This is a genomic window from Sinorhizobium sp. BG8, assembly GCF_016864555.1.
Lineage (GTDB): Bacteria > Pseudomonadota > Alphaproteobacteria > Rhizobiales > Rhizobiaceae > BG8.
In genome coordinates this window covers 4,356,446-4,372,354 of sequence record NZ_CP044011.1, presented here as the reverse complement: position 1 = coordinate 4,372,354, position 15,909 = coordinate 4,356,446, and the positions used below count along the sequence as shown (strand labels likewise).

Annotated in this window: 17 protein-coding genes and 1 other RNA gene; 9 read left to right on the top strand and 9 right to left on the bottom strand. The window is 62.9% G+C overall.

From position 1 onward, the window contains the following. The first annotated feature begins 112 nt into the window (after window positions 1-112). Complete coding sequence (locus F3Y30_RS20365) at window positions 113-268, top strand: hypothetical protein (RefSeq protein WP_203424466.1); 156 nt, start codon at window positions 113-115, stop codon at window positions 266-268. A gap of 351 nt (window positions 269-619) precedes the next feature. On the opposite strand, the gene F3Y30_RS20360 is transcribed toward F3Y30_RS20365, so the two are convergent. The 5 genes from F3Y30_RS20360 to tkt all read right to left on the bottom strand — a co-directional run bounded on the left by F3Y30_RS20360 (window position 620) and on the right by tkt (window position 6,781). Next, window positions 620-1,645 carry a class I fructose-bisphosphate aldolase gene (locus tag F3Y30_RS20360; protein WP_203424465.1) on the bottom strand — a complete coding sequence of 342 codons (1,026 nt, stop codon included), beginning with the start codon at window positions 1,643-1,645 and terminating at the stop codon, window positions 620-622. Between the two features lie 297 nt (window positions 1,646-1,942). Continuing rightward, window positions 1,943-3,139 carry a phosphoglycerate kinase gene (locus tag F3Y30_RS20355; protein ID WP_203424464.1) on the bottom strand — a complete coding sequence of 399 codons (1,197 nt, stop codon included), beginning with the start codon at window positions 3,137-3,139 and terminating at the stop codon, window positions 1,943-1,945. A 14-nt stretch (window positions 3,140-3,153) separates the two neighbouring features. Then, a complete protein-coding gene (locus tag F3Y30_RS20350; RefSeq protein WP_203424463.1) occupies window positions 3,154-3,717 on the bottom strand; it encodes a putative glycolipid-binding domain-containing protein in 564 nt (187 codons plus the stop codon). Between the two features lie 3 nt (window positions 3,718-3,720). After that, window positions 3,721-4,722 (bottom strand): type I glyceraldehyde-3-phosphate dehydrogenase, encoded by a 1,002-nt coding sequence (gap, locus tag F3Y30_RS20345; protein ID WP_203424462.1) that lies wholly within the window; start codon window positions 4,720-4,722, stop codon window positions 3,721-3,723. A gap of 76 nt (window positions 4,723-4,798) precedes the next feature. After that, complete coding sequence (gene tkt, locus F3Y30_RS20340; protein ID WP_203424461.1) at window positions 4,799-6,781, bottom strand: transketolase; 1,983 nt, start codon at window positions 6,779-6,781, stop codon at window positions 4,799-4,801. A gap of 323 nt (window positions 6,782-7,104) precedes the next feature. On the opposite strand from tkt, the gene F3Y30_RS20335 reads away from it, so the two are divergent. The 3 genes from F3Y30_RS20335 to ssrS all read left to right on the top strand — a co-directional run bounded on the left by F3Y30_RS20335 (window position 7,105) and on the right by ssrS (window position 8,001). Continuing rightward, window positions 7,105-7,374, top strand: a complete 270-nt coding sequence (locus F3Y30_RS20335) for a DUF4164 domain-containing protein (RefSeq protein WP_203424460.1) — start codon at window positions 7,105-7,107, stop codon at window positions 7,372-7,374. A 46-nt stretch (window positions 7,375-7,420) separates the two neighbouring features. Continuing rightward, window positions 7,421-7,792, top strand: a complete 372-nt coding sequence (locus F3Y30_RS20330) for a cell division protein ZapA (RefSeq protein WP_203424459.1) — start codon at window positions 7,421-7,423, stop codon at window positions 7,790-7,792. A gap of 51 nt (window positions 7,793-7,843) precedes the next feature. Beyond that, window positions 7,844-8,001, top strand: a non-coding RNA gene (gene ssrS / locus F3Y30_RS20325) — 6S RNA. A 51-nt stretch (window positions 8,002-8,052) separates the two neighbouring features. On the opposite strand, the gene F3Y30_RS20320 is transcribed toward ssrS, so the two are convergent. Continuing rightward, window positions 8,053-8,463, bottom strand: coding sequence for a hypothetical protein (locus F3Y30_RS20320; protein ID WP_203424458.1), 411 nt, complete (start codon window positions 8,461-8,463; stop codon window positions 8,053-8,055). A gap of 191 nt (window positions 8,464-8,654) precedes the next feature. Beyond that, complete coding sequence (locus F3Y30_RS20315) at window positions 8,655-9,410, bottom strand: SDR family oxidoreductase (RefSeq protein WP_203424457.1); 756 nt, start codon at window positions 9,408-9,410, stop codon at window positions 8,655-8,657. 114 nt (window positions 9,411-9,524) lie between these two features. Between F3Y30_RS20315 and F3Y30_RS20310 the strand changes: the two genes are divergently transcribed. Next, window positions 9,525-10,418, top strand: coding sequence for a LysR family transcriptional regulator (locus F3Y30_RS20310; protein ID WP_203424456.1), 894 nt, complete (start codon window positions 9,525-9,527; stop codon window positions 10,416-10,418). A 58-nt stretch (window positions 10,419-10,476) separates the two neighbouring features. On the opposite strand, the gene tal is transcribed toward F3Y30_RS20310, so the two are convergent. Further along, a complete protein-coding gene (tal, locus tag F3Y30_RS20305; protein ID WP_203424455.1) occupies window positions 10,477-11,439 on the bottom strand; it encodes a transaldolase in 963 nt (320 codons plus the stop codon). A gap of 308 nt (window positions 11,440-11,747) precedes the next feature. Between tal and F3Y30_RS20300 the strand changes: the two genes are divergently transcribed. The 3 genes from F3Y30_RS20300 to F3Y30_RS20290 all read left to right on the top strand — a co-directional run bounded on the left by F3Y30_RS20300 (window position 11,748) and on the right by F3Y30_RS20290 (window position 14,267). Continuing rightward, complete coding sequence (locus tag F3Y30_RS20300; protein ID WP_203424454.1) at window positions 11,748-12,731, top strand: sugar-binding transcriptional regulator; 984 nt, start codon at window positions 11,748-11,750, stop codon at window positions 12,729-12,731. Between the two features lie 118 nt (window positions 12,732-12,849). Then, window positions 12,850-13,443, top strand: coding sequence for a 5-formyltetrahydrofolate cyclo-ligase (locus F3Y30_RS20295; protein WP_203424453.1), 594 nt, complete (start codon window positions 12,850-12,852; stop codon window positions 13,441-13,443). Then, a complete protein-coding gene (locus F3Y30_RS20290) occupies window positions 13,443-14,267 on the top strand; it encodes a YmdB family metallophosphoesterase (protein WP_203424452.1) in 825 nt (274 codons plus the stop codon). The genes F3Y30_RS20295 and F3Y30_RS20290 overlap by 1 nt, the downstream gene beginning before the upstream one ends. A 52-nt stretch (window positions 14,268-14,319) precedes the next feature. Here F3Y30_RS20290 and F3Y30_RS20285 read toward each other — a convergent pair whose 3' ends face one another. After that, window positions 14,320-14,856, bottom strand: coding sequence for a pyridoxamine 5'-phosphate oxidase family protein (locus tag F3Y30_RS20285; RefSeq protein ID WP_203424451.1), 537 nt, complete (start codon window positions 14,854-14,856; stop codon window positions 14,320-14,322). Window positions 14,857-15,054: 198 nt separating this feature from the next. On the opposite strand from F3Y30_RS20285, the gene F3Y30_RS20280 reads away from it, so the two are divergent. Beyond that, on the top strand, window positions 15,055-15,888 hold the full coding sequence (locus F3Y30_RS20280; protein WP_203424450.1) for an MBL fold metallo-hydrolase: 834 nt from the start codon (window positions 15,055-15,057) through the stop codon (window positions 15,886-15,888). The last annotated feature ends 21 nt before the right edge of the window (window positions 15,889-15,909 follow it).

The following is a 15,909-nucleotide window of genomic DNA, read 5'->3' as shown; positions in this document are numbered from 1 at the left end:
ATTTCCAGTGCCGATTTATTGGGGGGTGGGCTGAGGCTTCCTCCGGAAATAACGCGCTGATCGCTTGGAAAAATGTCGCCGTTGTGACAGGAACGGCAAAAAGGGAACTCGTATGTCGAAAATCCTGCCGGTCCTGCTGCTGCTTGTGATGGTGCTCCACCTGCTACGGCCAATCGGATGGCCGGGTCTCAGGCGCCGGAAGGATGTCTGGAAGATTGCCGTCGGGGCGATTGCGGTGATGATGCTGACCGTCCTCATCCGTCCGTGACAGGCGACGCCTGCGTGTCAGCGCGCAGCAAAAAGGGCCGCTCTGTGGCGGCCCTCCATGAGCTTTGGCCCTGTCTATAGGCCCGGACCTATGGGTCCGAAGGAAGGTTGGGTCAGAACGAGGGCTGCCTCGTTTCGCTCACCACGTTTCCCATGCCTGCGACGAGGTCCGAAATCTCATTAGACATTGGATCACCTTCCTTTCATTTCGTTGAACACACCTGAAATGTAGGCCGCTGCGGCGAGAGTGCAAGTGCCATGCCGCCGCATGCGACTAAAGAAGGGTACAAAAACGAAGAACCCGGCCAATAGACCGGGTTCGTCGGCATTCGTAAGCGGCAGGCTTCAGATATCAGGCCGCCTTCTCGAAGTCCTTTTTCCAGGAACCCTTTGCGGCAAGGCTGCACATCTTGGCGCGGTGGGTAAAGGCGCGCTGGCCGGCCGCAACATTCTCCGACTTTCCACCCCATGCGTTGAGCGCTTCGGTCTGGAGCGCGCGGCCGTAGGAGAAGGTAAGCGCCCACGGCAGGTCATGGCCTGCGTTCATCGCGGAAAGGTGTGCTGTCGCTTCCTCGGTGGACTGGCCGCCCGAAAGGAAGGCGACGCCGGGGACGGCGGAGGGGACAGTGCGCTTCAGCACACGCACGGTGCGCTCGGCAACCTCGGCGACGGACGCCGTGCGGACCTTCTTGCCATCAATCACCATGGAAGGCTTCAGGATCATGCCTTCGAGCTTCACCCGCTGGTCCGCCAGTTCGGCGAAGGTGATGCGGAGCACTTCCTCGGTCACTTCCTCGGACCGGGCGATCGAATGATTTCCGGGCTCGCCGTCCATGAGGACTTCCGGCTCGACGATCGGAACGATGCCGGCTTCCTGGCAAAGCGCCGCATAGCGGGCGAGCGCCTGGGCATTGGCCTTGATCGCGCCGTAGCTCGGAAGCTGTTCGCTGACGGCGATGACGCCGCGCCACTTGGCGAAACGGGCACCTGCCTCGTAGTACTTGGCCAGGCGGGCAGCCAGACCGTCAAGTCCCTCTGTCACGGTCTCGCCGGCGAACAGGGCCATCGGTTTTGCACCGGTATCCACCTTGATACCCGGAATGCTGTCCGACGCACGGATGACGTCGGCAAGCGGCGTACCGTCGGCCGCCTTCTGGAAAAGCGTCTCTTCATAGAGAATGACGCCGGAAATGTAGGAGCGCATTGCCTCGTCGGCGGTGAACAGCATCTCGCGGTAGTCCCGACGAGACGTCTCCGTCGATTCCAGGCCGATGCCTTCGAAGCGCTTCTTGATGGTAGCCGTGGATTCATCGGCTGCGAGCAGGCCCTTGCCGTTGGCAACCATGGCCAGTGCGATGTCTTCCAGTCTTTCGCTCATAGGTTTCTCCCTTGCAACCATTCGACGCGATAACAGAAGAGAATTGTAATTAAAACCGCGGCCAGATTGTGCGAAACGATTTAAATTTTTTTAATCGTTTGAAATTCCATCACTATTTTTGGCGATTGCCACGCTTCTCGAGGTGTGGAAGGCGCGCTCACGGCATTTCCGGAGAGTATCGCGGTCCTTTTCGCATAAGTCTTCCGGCACCTGCGTCCTTTCGAGGCATGCATTCGGCCAAGAAAAAGGCCGCACCTCGCGAAAGGTGCGGCCGTGATTTTCAGGATGTTTCTGAGCTTACTTCGCCTGGAGGATCTCGACGCCCGGGAGCGGCTTGCCTTCCATCCATTCCAGGAATGCGCCGCCGGCGGTCGAGACATAGGTGAATTCGTCCGCCACGCCGGCATGGTTCAGCGCCGCGACGGTATCGCCGCCACCGGCAACTGAAACGAGGGCGCCTTCCTTCGTGCGGCTTGCGGCGTGCTTCGCCGCTGCAACGGTCGCGGCATCGAAGGGCGTGATCTCGAAGGCGCCGAGCGGGCCGTTCCAGACGAGCGTCGAGGCACGCGAGATCCATGCGCCGATGGCTTCGACGGACTTAGGTCCGACATCGAGCACCATGGCATCGGCGGGAATCGCGTCGATCGCGACGACATCGTTGTCGGCGCCGGCCTTGAACTCACGCGCCACCACGCCGTCCTCAGGAAGAACGATGGCGCAGCCCGCGCTTGCCGCTTCGATCATGATCTGCTTGGCGGTCTCCGCAAGGTCGTGCTCGCAAAGCGACTTGCCGACATTGGTGCCGCGGGCGGCGAGGAACGTGTTCGCCATGCCGCCGCCGATCACCAGCGCGTCGACCTTCTTCACGAGGTTGGTCAGGAGATCGATCTTGGTCGAGACCTTCGCGCCGCCGACAATGGCGACGACCGGGCGAACGGGCTTTCCGAGGCCCTTCTCGAGCGCTTCCAGTTCGGCCTGCATGGTGCGGCCCGCATAGGCGGGCAGCAGGTGCGCCAGGCCCTCGGTAGAAGCGTGCGCCCGATGGGCCGCCGAGAAGGCATCGTTCACGTAGATATCGCCGTTTGCGGCGAGAGCCTTGGTGAACTCCGCGTCGTTCTTTTCCTCGCCCTTGTGGAAGCGGGTGTTTTCGAGCAGCAGGATATCGCCGTCCTTCAATGCGGAGACGGCGCTTGCCGCCTGCGCTCCGATGCAGTCCGCGCCGAAGGCGACCGGCTTGCCGAGCACGCCCGCTACAGCGGGAACGATCAGGCCGAGCGACATGTCGGCGACGGGTTCACCTTTCGGGCGGCCGAAATGGGCGAGCAGGATGACCTTTGCGCCCTTCTTCGACAGTTCGAGGATGGTGGGGGAGACGCGCTCGATGCGGGTCAGGTCGGTTACCTTGCCGTCCTTCATGGGAACGTTGAGGTCGACGCGGACGAGAACGCGCTTGCCGGAGATGTCGTTGAGGTCGTCGAGGGTCTTGAAGGTCATGGGGTCTTCTCCCGTCAAATTCTTTTGCACAAGGTCGGATAGTCGGTGACGAGGCCATCCTCGTCCACGGGAAGCTCGGTGCGGAAACTCCCGTCACCGGCTTCGTAGAGATAGCGGCTTTCGGGTCGCAGGCAGGTATACCACTGTACGTCGGCGAAAGGTTCGAAGGTGTCGAACGGCACGTAGAGCATCGTCAGGCGCGTTCGCCCGTGCGCGGGGCTCAGCGCGAGGCGCCGGATCGGCAGAGTGTTGGTGAAGGGGGAACCGGAAAGGTCGATATCGATGCAGCCATCGACGCCTGCGTGCCGCGTTCCGTCCGGCCGTTGCCAGTGGCCCGCACCATCCGAGCGGAGCTCGAGGCGCCGGCCCGTGGTATCCGCGATCGAGAACGAACGGACATACCATGTCTCGTCGCAATCGATCTCGTACCTCACGCCATAGGCTGCAGCATCGCGACTGCCGATGACGACGCCTTCGGCGCGGATGCCGCCGTTCACCGGGCGAATCGTCAGGTGTTCCAGCCCCTCGCCCTCAAGCGGACGCCAGCGTACCGTCCTGAGGGCGAGGGGCCTGAACATTGCTTAGATCAGCTTGCCGAACGCGACGGCCGTGTCGGCCATGCGGTTGGAGAAGCCCCACTCGTTGTCATACCAGGAAAGGATGCGAACGAGGTTGCCGTCGAGGACCTTGGTCTGGTCGGCGGCGAAGTTCGAAGAGTGGCTGTCGTGGTTGAAGTCGACGGAGACCAGCGGACCGGTCACGTAGTCGAGGATACCCTTGAGTTCGCCTTCTGCCGCAGCCTTGATGGCGGCATTGACTTCCTCGGCGGTAACACTGCGCTTCGGCACGAACTTCAGGTCAACAACCGAGACATTCGGGGTCGGCACGCGAATGGCCGAGCCATCGAGCTTGCCCTTGAGCTGCGGAAGCACCAGGCCGACGGCCTTGGCTGCACCCGTCGAGGTCGGGATCATCGACAGCGCTGCGGCGCGGGCGCGGTAGAGGTCCTTGTGCATCGTGTCGAGGGTCGGCTGGTCACCCGTGTAGGAGTGAACCGTCGTCATGTAGCCCTTCTCGATGCCGAACGCCTTGTCGAGAACATAGGCGACCGGCGCCAGGCAGTTCGTCGTGCACGACGCGTTCGAGATGACCTGGTCGTCCTTGGTCAGCGTATCGTGGTTCACGCCGAAGACGATCGTCTTGTCGGCGTTGTCGCAGGGCGCGGAAACGATGACGCGCTTGGAGCCGTTCGCGAGATGCGCAGCCGCCTTCTCCTTGGTGGTGAAGAGGCCGGTGCACTCCAGAGCGATATCGACGTCACCCCAGGGCAGTTCCTTCGGGTCGCGGATCGCAGTGACGCGCATCGGGCCGCGGCCGACGTCGATGGTGTCGCCGGTGACGGTCACGGTGTGCGGAAACTTGCCGTGGACGGAGTCGTAACGCAGCAGGTGAGCATTGGTCTCGACCGGCCCAAGGTCGTTCAATGCAACGACTTCGATGTCGGTGCGGCCGGATTCGATGATGGCGCGCAGGACGTTGCGGCCGATGCGGCCAAATCCGTTGATGGCTACTTTCACGGTCATTTCAGGTCTCTCCCTGTCAAAGTAAACTATGCTGAAGGCAGGGCGCCGTCAGAGGGGCGGCGCCCTGCGATGGAGATCAGGCGAGCTTGGCTTCCGCAGCGGCCACGACAGCTTCCGTCGTGATGCCGAAATGCTTGTAGAGGTCCTTGTAGGGGCCCGAAGCGCCAAACGTGTGCATGCCGATGAAAATTCCGTCGGAACCGATGAAGTGATCCCAACCCTGACGGATACCAGCCTCGACGGCGATCTTGACCGGCGAATTGCCGATGATCGCCTTCTGGTACTCCTCGGACTGTTCCTCGAAGAGCTCGAAGCAGGGGACCGACACCACGCGGGTGGCGACGCCCTTGGCCGTCAGCGCCTGGCATGCCTTGACCGCAATCTCGATCTCGGAGCCGGTGGCGAAGATCGTGACCTTCGCGTCGCTGGCGGAGATGAGGTCATAGGCGCCCTTGGCGCAAAGGTTCTCTTCCTCGAACTCGGTGCGAACGGCCATCAGGTTCTGGCGCGTCAGCGCGAGGCCAGAGGGACGATGCTTGTTCTCGAGAGCGATCTGCCAGCATTCCGCCGTTTCGGTGGCGTCGGCCGGACGGAACATCAGCAGGTTCGGAATGGCGCGCAGCGCCGCCATGTGTTCCACCGGCTGATGGGTCGGACCGTCTTCGCCAAGGCCGATCGAATCGTGCGTGAGCACGTGGATCACCCGGATGCCCATGAGGGCGGCAAGGCGGATCGACGGACGGCAATAATCCGAGAAGATCAGGAAGCCGCCGGAGTAGGGGATGAGGCCGCCGTGGAGCGCGATACCGTTCATGGCTGCGGCCATGCCGTGTTCGCGCACACCGTAGTGGAGGTACCGGCCGGAGAAGTCCGTCGGCGTGATCGAGGCCGTCTGGCTGGTCTTCGTGTTGTTCGAGCCGGTCAGGTCGGCCGAGCCGCCGATGGTCTCGGCAAGAACGCCGTTGATGACTTCCAGCGCATCCTCGGAAGCCTTGCGGGTTGCCGGGGAGAGCTTGGTCTCTGCCAGCTTCTTCTTGTAGGCGCGGATGGCCGGGTCGAGGCCGCTCTCAAGGTCGCCGGCGAAGCGGCGGGTGAACTGTGCCTTCTTCTCCGCCTCGGTCTTCTCCAGGCGCTCTTCCCATTCCTTGTGCGCCTTGGTGGAGCGCAGGCCGGCGAGGCGCCAGGCGTCGAGAACGTCGGAGGGGACCACGAAAGCTTCGGCTTCCCAGCCGAGTGCCTTGCGGGTTGCGGCGATTTCGTCCGCGCCGAGCGGCGAACCGTGAACCTTGTGCGTGCCGGCCTTGTTCGGCGCGCCGAAACCGATAACGGTCTTGCAGGCGATCATGGTCGGCTTGTCCGACTTCTGCGCCTGTTCGATGGCTGCGGCGATTGCATCCGGGTCATGGCCGTCGACGGCGATGGTGTTCCAGTTGCAGGCGCGGAAGCGGGCGTGCTGGTCGGTCGAGTCCGCAATCGAGATCGGGCCGTCGATCGAGATGTTGTTGTCGTCCCAGAAGACGATGAGCTTGTTGAGCTTGAGGTGGCCGGCAAGCGAGATCGCTTCCTGGCTGATGCCTTCCATCAGGCAGCCGTCGCCGACGAGGACGTAGGTGTAGTGGTCGACGAGGTCGTCGCCGAATTCCTCGCGCAGCTTGCGCTCTGCGATCGCCATGCCGACCGAGTTGGCAATGCCCTGGCCGAGCGGACCGGTCGTGGTCTCGATGCCTGCCGCATGGCCATATTCCGGATGGCCGGCCGTGCGCGCGCCGAGCTGGCGGAAGTTCTTGATTTCATCAATCGTGATGTCTTCGTAACCGGTAAGGTACAGCAGCGAATAGAGAAGCATAGAGCCATGGCCGGCAGACAGCACGAAGCGGTCGCGGTTCGGCCAGGACGGATCCTTCGGGTCGAAATTCATGAAGCGGGTGAAAAGGACCGTTGCGATATCCGCGGCTCCCATCGGAAGGCCGGGATGTCCGGAATTGGCTTTTTCCACGGCATCCATGGAAAGAAAGCGAATTGCGTTCGCCATCCGGTCGTGTTTTTCGCGAGAGATCATGACTGTTCCGTAAGATTCTGGGTGTCAGGGCCCATGCCTTCGGGAGGCATCGGTTAGGAAGCGGCTGACACATAGCAGGTGCACCGCGGGAGTCAACGAATTGCGCGGTTTTTGCCGGTTTTGGAAGCGGATTCGGGGGTGCAAAAGTGATCGATGAACAAAGTTCAGGCAGTCGCGAAAACAGGGCCATCCACAGGTGCGTTCGGGTGCCGGGTTCTACCGCTGTTGACGCTTCCGCCCGCTGTTGAATACTGTCTCATTTTAGGAGCCGATGCCGGGGGCGGCGATTCGTGCTCGCGTAAAAGTTCCTGTGAGGCGTTGTTATGACAGGAGAGACACTCAGGACGGCGATCGAGGAGTTGAAGAAGGCTGTCCATGGCCTCGACAACGCTCTCGATATGCGCTTCGACCGAGAGCGCGACCAGGGTGAAATCGAAGGCGAAGTGCGGCGGGTGAATGTGGACCGGTCGCGTCTCGCCCAGGAACTCGACCAGTCGGAATTCCGGGCCAATCGTCTCGAGGAAGTGAACAGGGAAGTTTCCCGCAGGCTCGTCACGGCAATGGAAACGATACGAGCGGTGCTCGACCGTTGAGTGGCTCCACGACATTCGCGATGGACCTCGAACCAGGACACTGTTGATGGCACAGGTAACGGTAACAATCGACGGCAAGGCCTACCGCATGGCGTGCGAGGAGGGGCAGGAGGAACACCTGACGGACCTCGCCTCGGGCTTCGACCGCTATGTCGGTCACCTCAAAGGCCAGTTCGGGGAGATCGGCGACCTGCGCCTTACCGTGATGGCCGGAATCATGGTTATGGATGAGTTAAACGAGCTGACGCGGCGCCTCGGCCGGCTCGAGAAGGAAGTCGAGGAACTCAGCCACAGTCGCGAGACCGTTCTTGCGGAGGTCTCGCAGGGCGAGGAGACGCTGGCACTGGCGCTCGGCGAGATCACCGCCCAGATCCGCGGAATGACGGCGAAACTGAACGGCAAGCCTGCGGCGAACTGATTACGTCGATTTCCCACTGGTACGAAGCCGCATTTGCCCCTATATCTGAGCTGCGGTCTGCGCTTCCCGACAGGAACCACAATCCCTGGGGCCATACTCGATCCAAGGGAGCTGTCCCTGACCAGGCTCGTGGGCTTGGTCACACGGTGCCCACCTACGTTTGTAGGCACCCAGGATCGTAAATCTCCATCGGTCGTCGTGGATCGCACTTTCTTCAATCATTTCCGACCCTTCGCGCTGCCTCGTCGGCGCCGCAGGCGTCACGTTCCCGAGGTCGTGGCTCTCTCGAAGATCGCGCGGATCGTCCGGCGCCCTCCTTCCCTCGCGGCGACGTGCATCGTCATGTGGAGATAGTCGTCGTTGAGGACCAGGCGGATCTCGAAGGGGCTTCCGGCATAGGTCGCCCTGGTGTTCGGCCTCCAGCGGCCGCTCCCGCGCGCAAGGTCCGCGTTGCCGGCGTCGCCGGCCTCTCCCGTCGCACTCCAGCCGTTGTTCGCGATGATGGCAAGGGACGGCCCCATCTGCCGTATGTCGAGCCTGCATGTCCGGCATTCGCCGGCGTTCGAATGGATCTGCCGCCACACCCCGCCGAAGTGCTGCCGGGCGGCGCCGGAGGGCTGGGGCAGGACGGCGAAGACGAGCAATGCGGTCAGCAGCAGAAGGCGAGCCATGCAGTTCCCTGGGACGGTTCCAGATTCGTCGCCAAGGCTACAACCTTTGTTTGTGTTGCGCGAGATGCGGCTGCGAAGTGTTGCGGCATTGTCGGTTGGGGCACCTGCCGCGTCACGGATGAAATGAAAGGCCACCCAAGGGGGCGGCCAAATGCTGGTCGTGGGATTGAGCGCTCTCTCCGCGTTCGTCCTCAGACCGCGCCGCCATTGGCGCGCAGGACCTGGCCGTTGATCCAGCCGCCGTCGGGGCCAGCGAGGAAGGAGACCACGGAAGCGATATCGTGCGGGGTCGCAAGCCGCTCGAGCGGGTTCATCTTCGCCATCCGAGCCACGACCTCGTCCGACTTGCCGTTGAGGAAGAGGTCGGTCGCGGTTGGTCCGGGGGCGACGGCGTTGACCGTGATGTTTCGACCTCGCATCTCCTTGGCCATGATCGCGGTCAGGGTCTCGACGGCGGCCTTCGTGGCGGCATAGACGCCATAGGTTTCGAGCTTGAATCCGACAACGCTGGTCGAGAAATTGACGATCCGGCCGCCGTCATTGAGCCGCTTGCCCGCCTCGCGCAGGGTGTTGAAGGTACCCTTGAGGTTTACGGCGACCTGGCGGTCGAAGTTCGCCTCGTCCGCGTCGGCGATCGGGGAGAGCATCATGATGCCGGCGTTGTTGACGAGAACGTCGACGCCGCCGAATGCCGTTTCCGCGGCGTCGAACATCCTGCGGACCGCCTCGGCATCGCTGACATCGGCCTTGGCGGTCAGCGCCTTGCCGCCCGCGACCTCGATCTTGCGGGCAAGCTCCTCGGCGGGGGCGGCATTGCCGGAATAGTTGATGACGACCGTGAAGCCATCGGCGGCGAGCCGTTCGGCGATTGCAGCTCCGATGCCGCGGGAGGCGCCGGTGACGATGGCGACCTTGCTTTCGCTGGTGCGGTTTGCGTTGCTGGACATGGTGTTCTCCTTCGTTTCGGACCTCGTTGGTCGATGAGGAGAGAATGCCTCTTTTCCGATTGCGGATAATCGGCCACAATCCGGCATTGCTATCCGAATAATGCGAACAATCAGATGGACAGATTCGAAGCCATGCGGGTTTTCTCGCGGGTCGTGGAAAGGCGCAGTTTCACGCTGGCCGCAGAGGATACGGGGCTGCCGCGCTCGACCGTGACGGATGCAGTCAAGCAACTCGAAGCCCGGCTCGGCGTGCGTCTGCTGCAACGTACGACCCGGCATGTCAGCCCCACGCTCGATGGGGAGGCCTACTACCAGCGCTGCCTTGCAATCATTGCCGATGTCGAGGAAGCGGAGGGGGCCTTTGCGGGCGTCAAGCCGAAGGGCCTCCTGCGGGTGGACGTGCACGGAACGCTTGCGCGGCATTTCGTGCTGCCCAGCCTGCCGGAGTTTCTTTCCACCTATCCGGATATCCAGTTCTACATGAGTGAGGGCGACCGGCTGGTCGATCTGGTTCGCGAAGGCATCGACTGCGTGCTGCGGGTGGGAGAGCCGCAGGAAAGCGACATGGTCGCGCGGCGCGTGGCGATGCTGGACGAGGTGACGCTCGCTTCGCCCGCCTACCTCGAGCGGCACGGGATGCCCGATGATCCCGACGCTCTCTCCGGGCATGTCATGGTGGGCTTCCGTTCCTCTGCGACGGGAGCGCTGTTGCCACTGGAGTTCTTCGCCGACGGCAAGGTTCGCAACGTGACGCTGCCCGCGACCGTCATGGTCAATGCGGCGGAAAGCTATGTCTCGGCCGCCAAGCTCGGCCTGGGGCTGATCCAGGTCCCGCGCTATCATGCGCAATCGGCACTCGTATCGGGGGAACTCGTGGAGGTTTTTCCGGACTGTCCGCCGACGCCGACGCCGGTTTCGCTGCTCTATCCGCGCAACCGGCAGCTTTCGCCGCGTGTGCGGGTGTTCATCGAATGGCTGACGCGGGTCTTCGCCCGCGCCCGCGACTGAAACGAAAACGGCCGCCTCGAAGGGCGGCCGAATCTCATCTCGCGGATCGGGGCGGGCGTCAGGCGGCCGCCTTCATTTCCTTGTCGATCATCGCACGCAGGCTGCCGAGGTCCTTCGCGAAGGCGCGAATGCCTTCCGAGAGCTTTTCGGTCGCCATTGCGTCCTCGTTCAGCATCCACCGGAAAGCCTTCTCGTCGAGCTTGATCGGCGAGACCTTCACTGCCTTTTCCGGCGAGAGCTTGCGCTCGAGCGTGCCCTGGGCCGCTTCGAGCTCTTCCAGCAGGGCCGGGCTGATCGTCAGGCGGTCGCAGCCCGCAAGGGCCTCGATCTCGCCGGTGTTGCGGAAGGATGCGCCCATGACGATCGTGCTGATGCCGTTGGACTTGTAGTAGTCGTAGATCGCGCGGACCGACAGCACGCCCGGATCTTCCTCGGCTGTGAAGGTCTTGCCGCTTGCCTTGACGTGCCAGTCGAGAATGCGGCCGACGAAGGGCGAGATCAGGAACACGCCGGCGTCGGCGCAGGCGATCGCCTGGGCCTTGTTGAAGAGGAGCGTCAGGTTGCAGTCGATGCCTTCCTTCTGGAGGACTTCCGCCGCGCGGATGCCTTCCCAGGTGGAGGCGAGCTTGATCAGGATGCGGTCGCGGGTGATGCCGCGTGCCTCATAGGCCTTGATGATCTCGCGGCCCTTGGCGATGGAGGCTTCGGTGTCGAAGGAGAGGTCTGCATCGACCTCGGTCGAGACGCGGCCGGGGACGAGCTCGGAAAGTGCTGCGCCGACCGAAATGGCAAGGCGGTCCGCGACGGCGGAAACTACGCCTTCGCGATTGCCGCCCTGGGACTGGCCCCAGCGAATGGCTTCGCTGACGGTGTCTGCGAACATCGGTGTGCCGAGGGCCTTCAGAACGATCGTCGGGTTCGTCGTGCAGTCGACCGGTTTCAGACGGCGCACGGCGTCGATATCTCCGGTATCTGCCACCACGGTCGTCATGGCGCGGAGTTGTTCAAGCTTGGAGGTCATGTTCGAAATCCCGTTGCTGTTATCTGAACGCCGTCATCGGAATGAAAACGTCTGGGCGGTCTACCGGTTCCTGTCACGGCAGCACAGCGAACGGCTTCCTTTTCGCCGCCATGCTTGCCGTTACAGGAAGTGGGCCGGCGGAAGAAACCGCCAGCTTGCAAGGCCAGACTATCGTGTTGGCGGTGGGTAAAAGTCAAGCACTTTTGATCGCCCGTGCAAACATATGTCGCGATTGTCGCTGGATATGCTATGACGCTCTCATGCGCGCCGGCTGGGTGCGATCACTGCTCGACCAATGGGAACCCCAAATGGCAAAACTCAGGCGGGAAACGCACACGGCCTACTCAGAATCCGCCTCGCTGAGGCTGAGGGCCGCCTGGCTCTATTACAATCAGGGGATGACCCAGAAGGACGTGGCCGAGAAGCTCGGCGTCGGCCGGACAACGGTCATTCGCATGCTGGATGAAGCCCTCAAGCGCAGCGAAGTGCAGATCTGGATCAACGAGGGGATCGGGGACTGCGTGGAGCTCGCGATCCGGCTGGAGAAGGCCTACGGGCTGGACGAGGCGATCGTTGTACCGGCGGCGGCGAGTGCCGAGGCCACGGCCAACGGCGTCGGACTGGCGCTGGGGCAGTTTCTGACCGAGGCGATCCCGGACGATTGTACGATCGGAGTCGGCTGGGGGCGAACGCTCACCGCATCACTCGCGAGCTTCCGTCCCGCGCGCCGGGAACGCGTGAAGATTGTCTCGCTGCTGGGCGGTGTCGTCGAGGCCCATCACATCAACCCGATCGAGTATACATGGCGGCTCGCCAGCCAGCTGGGCGCCGAGTGCTACCTGTTCCTTGCCCCGCTTCTGGTCGATTCGCGTGAGACCAAGCGCAGCCTGATCGAGAAATGCGGGCTGAAGACCCTGTTCGAGCGCGCGGAAAACATGGACATCGCTGTTGTCAGCTGCGGGGACATCGGCCCGGCTTCGAGTTCGCTGTCGCGCGATTTCATCGACCCCGCTGAACTCAAGGAGCTCGTTGCCGCCGGCTGCGTCTGCGACACGATGTGCAATTTCCTCGATGCCGAGGGTCACACCATCGATCACCCGATCCGCCACCGCGTCATGTCGATCGACCTCGACACGGTGAAGAAGGCGCGCCACATCGTTCTCGTGTCCGGTGGCGCGCATCGGGCACAGGCCATCCGCGCGACGATCCGGCGGATCGGCTGCAATACACTGATCACCGACGAAGGCGCGGCGCAGGCCATGCTCGAACTCGTCGGGGCCAAGGCGGCCTGAGCGGCGAAAGCAGCAGTGATTCACTATGCTCGCGCCGGACTGCGCTCCGCGTGGAGGTTGCCCTCCACCCGGCAGGCGCGATATGGAAGGCCAGAAGCCAGCCGGGGATTTGAGACGCGTGACGCCGAAAGAACAGAAAGCCGCTCTGCGCAACGAGCGATTGGCACTGCGGGATCAGATGTCGGCCGAAGCCAGGATCGAGGGCAGCCTCGCCATGCTCGATCACGCGGGCGACCGCATCGATATAGAGCCTGGCATGGTGATTTCCGGTTTCTGGCCGATCCGCTCCGAGGCCGATGTGCGTCCGCTGATGTCGCGGCTGAGGGAACGCGGCGCGCGGCTCTGCCTGCCGGTCATTCTCGACCGCGAGACGATCGTCTTTCGCGAGCTGCTTCCCGGTGAGCCAGTGGTCAAGACCGGGTTTGGAACAACAGGGCCCGGCCCCGAGGCGGCTGTTCTTGATCCGGACGTGCTGCTCGTGCCGCTTTCGGCCTTCGACGGGCGGGGCCATCGGATCGGTTACGGTGCCGGTCACTACGACAGAGCAATCGACCGTCTGCGCAAGAAGGGCAGGGAACCGAAGCTTATCGGGATTGCATTCGACTGCCAGGAAGTGGCATCTGTGCCGGATGAGCCGCACGACGTGGCGCTGGACGCCATGCTGACCGAAAGCGGCTTCCGGGTTTTCAATCTTCAGGTTCAGGCGGTCTGATGCGTTTTCTCTTTCTCGGCGACATGGTGGGCAAATCCGGCCGGACGGCTGTCTGGAACCGGTTGCCGGGTCTCGTCAGCGATCTGAAGCTCGATTTCGTGGTGGTGAACGGCGAAAACGCCGCGGGCGGCTTCGGGATCACCGAGGACATCTTCCTGGAGACCATCAACGCCGGTGCCGATGTCGTCACCACGGGCAATCACGTATGGGACCAGAAGGATGCGGTCGCGTTCGCGAGCCGCCACGACCAGTTCCTGCGGCCCGCCAACTACCCCGTCGGCACGCCCGGGCGCGGTTCCAATCTGTTCTTCGCCCGAAACGGCGCCCGCGTGCTGGTCGCAAACGTCATGGGACGGGTGTTCATGCACCCCGAGCTCGACGATCCCTTCAAGACGGGCGAGGCGATCCTCGCTTCCTGCCCGCTCGGGGAGCAGGCCGATGCCATCATCTTCGACTTCCACGCGGAGGCGACGAGCGAGAAGCAGTGCTTCGGCCACTTTGTCGACGGACGCGCCAGCGTGGTCGTCGGAACCCACACGCATGTGCCGACGGCCGATTGCCAGATTCTCAACGGCGGTACCGGCTACATGTCGGATGCGGGCATGTGCGGCGACTACGATTCCTCCCTCGGCATGGAAAAGGAGGAGCCGCTGAACCGCTTTATCTCGAAGATGCCGAAGGGTCGCTTCGAGGCAGCGAGCGGACCCGCCACCATTTGTGGCCTCGGCGTCGAGATTTCCGATCGCACCGGGCTTGCGGAAAAGATCGGCCCGTTGCGGCTGGGACCGCGGCTCAGCGAGACGGTCCCGGAGTTCTGGCGGTAACGCGCCGAACCGCGAGGCGGTTGCGATATCGGCCCCGGAGCTCCGGTTTGCGTCAGATCATGCGGTGAAAGCCTGCAGTCGGCATCTCGTTGAAAACCACATGTGCTTTCACGCCGACGTCCGGCTCCTCGTCGGGGTTGAAGTTGGCCTTGGCGATTTCCCAGCCGAACTTCAGCGCGCTTCCGGTCGATGCCCAAATCTCGGCGTCATCGAGGCGCAGGGCGATCATCGTCAGCTGAGGGTCGTTCTTGCCGTGGTCGAACCATGCTTCCACGATCGAACTCCAATACTCGTCGATCTTGACGGGATCCTTGCGCACCTCAATCCGTCCCGAAAGGCAGGCATGGTAGTCCTGGTCCTTGCCGACGACGCAGAAATGCGCCCGTGAGGCAGGTCCGATCGCGTGGACGATCTCGGCATCGGTCTTCGTGAAGAACCAGATGGTGGCACTCTGCCGGTCAAGCTGCGGAGCCATCGGCTGCATGTGCATGTGAGATCCCTCGACGCCAAGCATTCCGGCGTTGACCTTGTCGATCTCGTCGAAAAGCTGTTCCTTGGGGTTTTCGCGGGCCTTGGTCAGGCTGGACATCGTGTGCTCCTTGGCTTCCTGCGGTTGCAATTGCGTACGGACAGGGAACGTCCCATGCATTCCATTGTTCCCGGCAAATGGACCGTGCGGCCGTGGAATGGTGACACGATTGTGATCGCCGACGGCATGGCGCAGCCTCGACCGCACGGCACTCGACGGGCATAGTTCGCGCCAGAATGCCGACGACCGGAGCGCTTGATGCCGCCGATGCCGTTCCTTGTTCTACTTGTCCTGTTCTGCCAGTTCTGGCTCGCCCCGTCCGCCGTGCGGGCGCAGGATGGGCAACCTATGGTCAGTCAATGCCAGCTGATCGCGAGAAGCCTGCCGGGAGTGGTGTTCGCGAGCTTCCAGGGGGAGGGAATGACGCTCGCCCAGGCGGACGCCCCCTCTGTCAGGATCACCTATGTCGGCCATTCGACCTTCTTCATCGAGACGCCCGCGGGGGTGAAGATCGCCACCGACTACAATGGCTGGTACAAGCCGCCGTCGCTTCCGACCGTCGTGACGATGAACAAGGCGCACTCCAGCCACTACACTCTGTCGCCGGAGCCGGGCATCGAGTTCGTCCTCCACGGCTGGGGGGACGACGACGCACCCGCCGATCACGATGTGGTCGTCGGCGATACCTATATCCGCAACGTGACCACCGACATCCGCGCCTGGGGAGGCGCGATGGAGCCGGATGGAAACTCCATCTTCATCTTCGAGGTTGCGGGGCTCTGCATCGGCCATCTCGGACATCTGCATCACGAGCTGACGGACAAGCAATATGCTGACATCGGTCGGCTCGACGTCCTGATGGTGCCCGTCGATGGCGGGCTGACGATGGGTGCTGAAAGCATGAGCCGTGTCGTCAGCCGGCTGCGGTCGGCCCTGATCCTGCCGATGCATCGCCGCGGCCCGCCGATAGGTCAGTTTCTCGACATGTTCGGCGAAGATTTCGAGAAGGTCTTCGCGGAGAACGCAACGATTTCGGTCTCCGCCACATCGCTGCCGCGCCGGCCTACGATCTACGTGCTTTCCGGAGTCTGAGCGCGGTTTAACGCGCCGGCC

What these genes read in the sequence shown, in the direction of transcription:
- gap (WP_203424462.1), bottom strand. Translation starts at nt 4,722, where the DNA reads ATGACCGTGAAAGTAGCCATCAACGGATTTGGCCGCATCGGCCGCAAC.
- F3Y30_RS20360 (WP_203424465.1), bottom strand. Translation starts at nt 1,645, where the DNA reads ATGAGCGAAAGACTGGAAGACATCGCACTGGCCATGGTTGCCAACGGC.
- F3Y30_RS20290 (WP_203424452.1), top strand. Translation starts at nt 13,443, where the DNA reads ATGCGTTTTCTCTTTCTCGGCGACATGGTGGGCAAATCCGGCCGGACG.
- F3Y30_RS20365 (WP_203424466.1), top strand. Translation starts at nt 113, where the DNA reads ATGTCGAAAATCCTGCCGGTCCTGCTGCTGCTTGTGATGGTGCTCCAC.
- F3Y30_RS20310 (WP_203424456.1), top strand. Translation starts at nt 9,525, where the DNA reads ATGGACAGATTCGAAGCCATGCGGGTTTTCTCGCGGGTCGTGGAAAGG.
- F3Y30_RS20355 (WP_203424464.1), bottom strand. Translation starts at nt 3,139, where the DNA reads ATGACCTTCAAGACCCTCGACGACCTCAACGACATCTCCGGCAAGCGC.
- F3Y30_RS20335 (WP_203424460.1), top strand. Translation starts at nt 7,105, where the DNA reads ATGACAGGAGAGACACTCAGGACGGCGATCGAGGAGTTGAAGAAGGCT.
- tkt (WP_203424461.1), bottom strand. Translation starts at nt 6,781, where the DNA reads ATGATCTCTCGCGAAAAACACGACCGGATGGCGAACGCAATTCGCTTT.
- F3Y30_RS20330 (WP_203424459.1), top strand. Translation starts at nt 7,421, where the DNA reads ATGGCACAGGTAACGGTAACAATCGACGGCAAGGCCTACCGCATGGCG.
- F3Y30_RS20350 (WP_203424463.1), bottom strand. Translation starts at nt 3,717, where the DNA reads ATGTTCAGGCCCCTCGCCCTCAGGACGGTACGCTGGCGTCCGCTTGAG.
- F3Y30_RS20285 (WP_203424451.1), bottom strand. Translation starts at nt 14,856, where the DNA reads ATGTCCAGCCTGACCAAGGCCCGCGAAAACCCCAAGGAACAGCTTTTC.
- tal (WP_203424455.1), bottom strand. Translation starts at nt 11,439, where the DNA reads ATGACCTCCAAGCTTGAACAACTCCGCGCCATGACGACCGTGGTGGCA.
- F3Y30_RS20320 (WP_203424458.1), bottom strand. Translation starts at nt 8,463, where the DNA reads ATGGCTCGCCTTCTGCTGCTGACCGCATTGCTCGTCTTCGCCGTCCTG.
- F3Y30_RS20280 (WP_203424450.1), top strand. Translation starts at nt 15,055, where the DNA reads ATGCCGCCGATGCCGTTCCTTGTTCTACTTGTCCTGTTCTGCCAGTTC.
- F3Y30_RS20300 (WP_203424454.1), top strand. Translation starts at nt 11,748, where the DNA reads ATGGCAAAACTCAGGCGGGAAACGCACACGGCCTACTCAGAATCCGCC.
- F3Y30_RS20315 (WP_203424457.1), bottom strand. Translation starts at nt 9,410, where the DNA reads ATGTCCAGCAACGCAAACCGCACCAGCGAAAGCAAGGTCGCCATCGTC.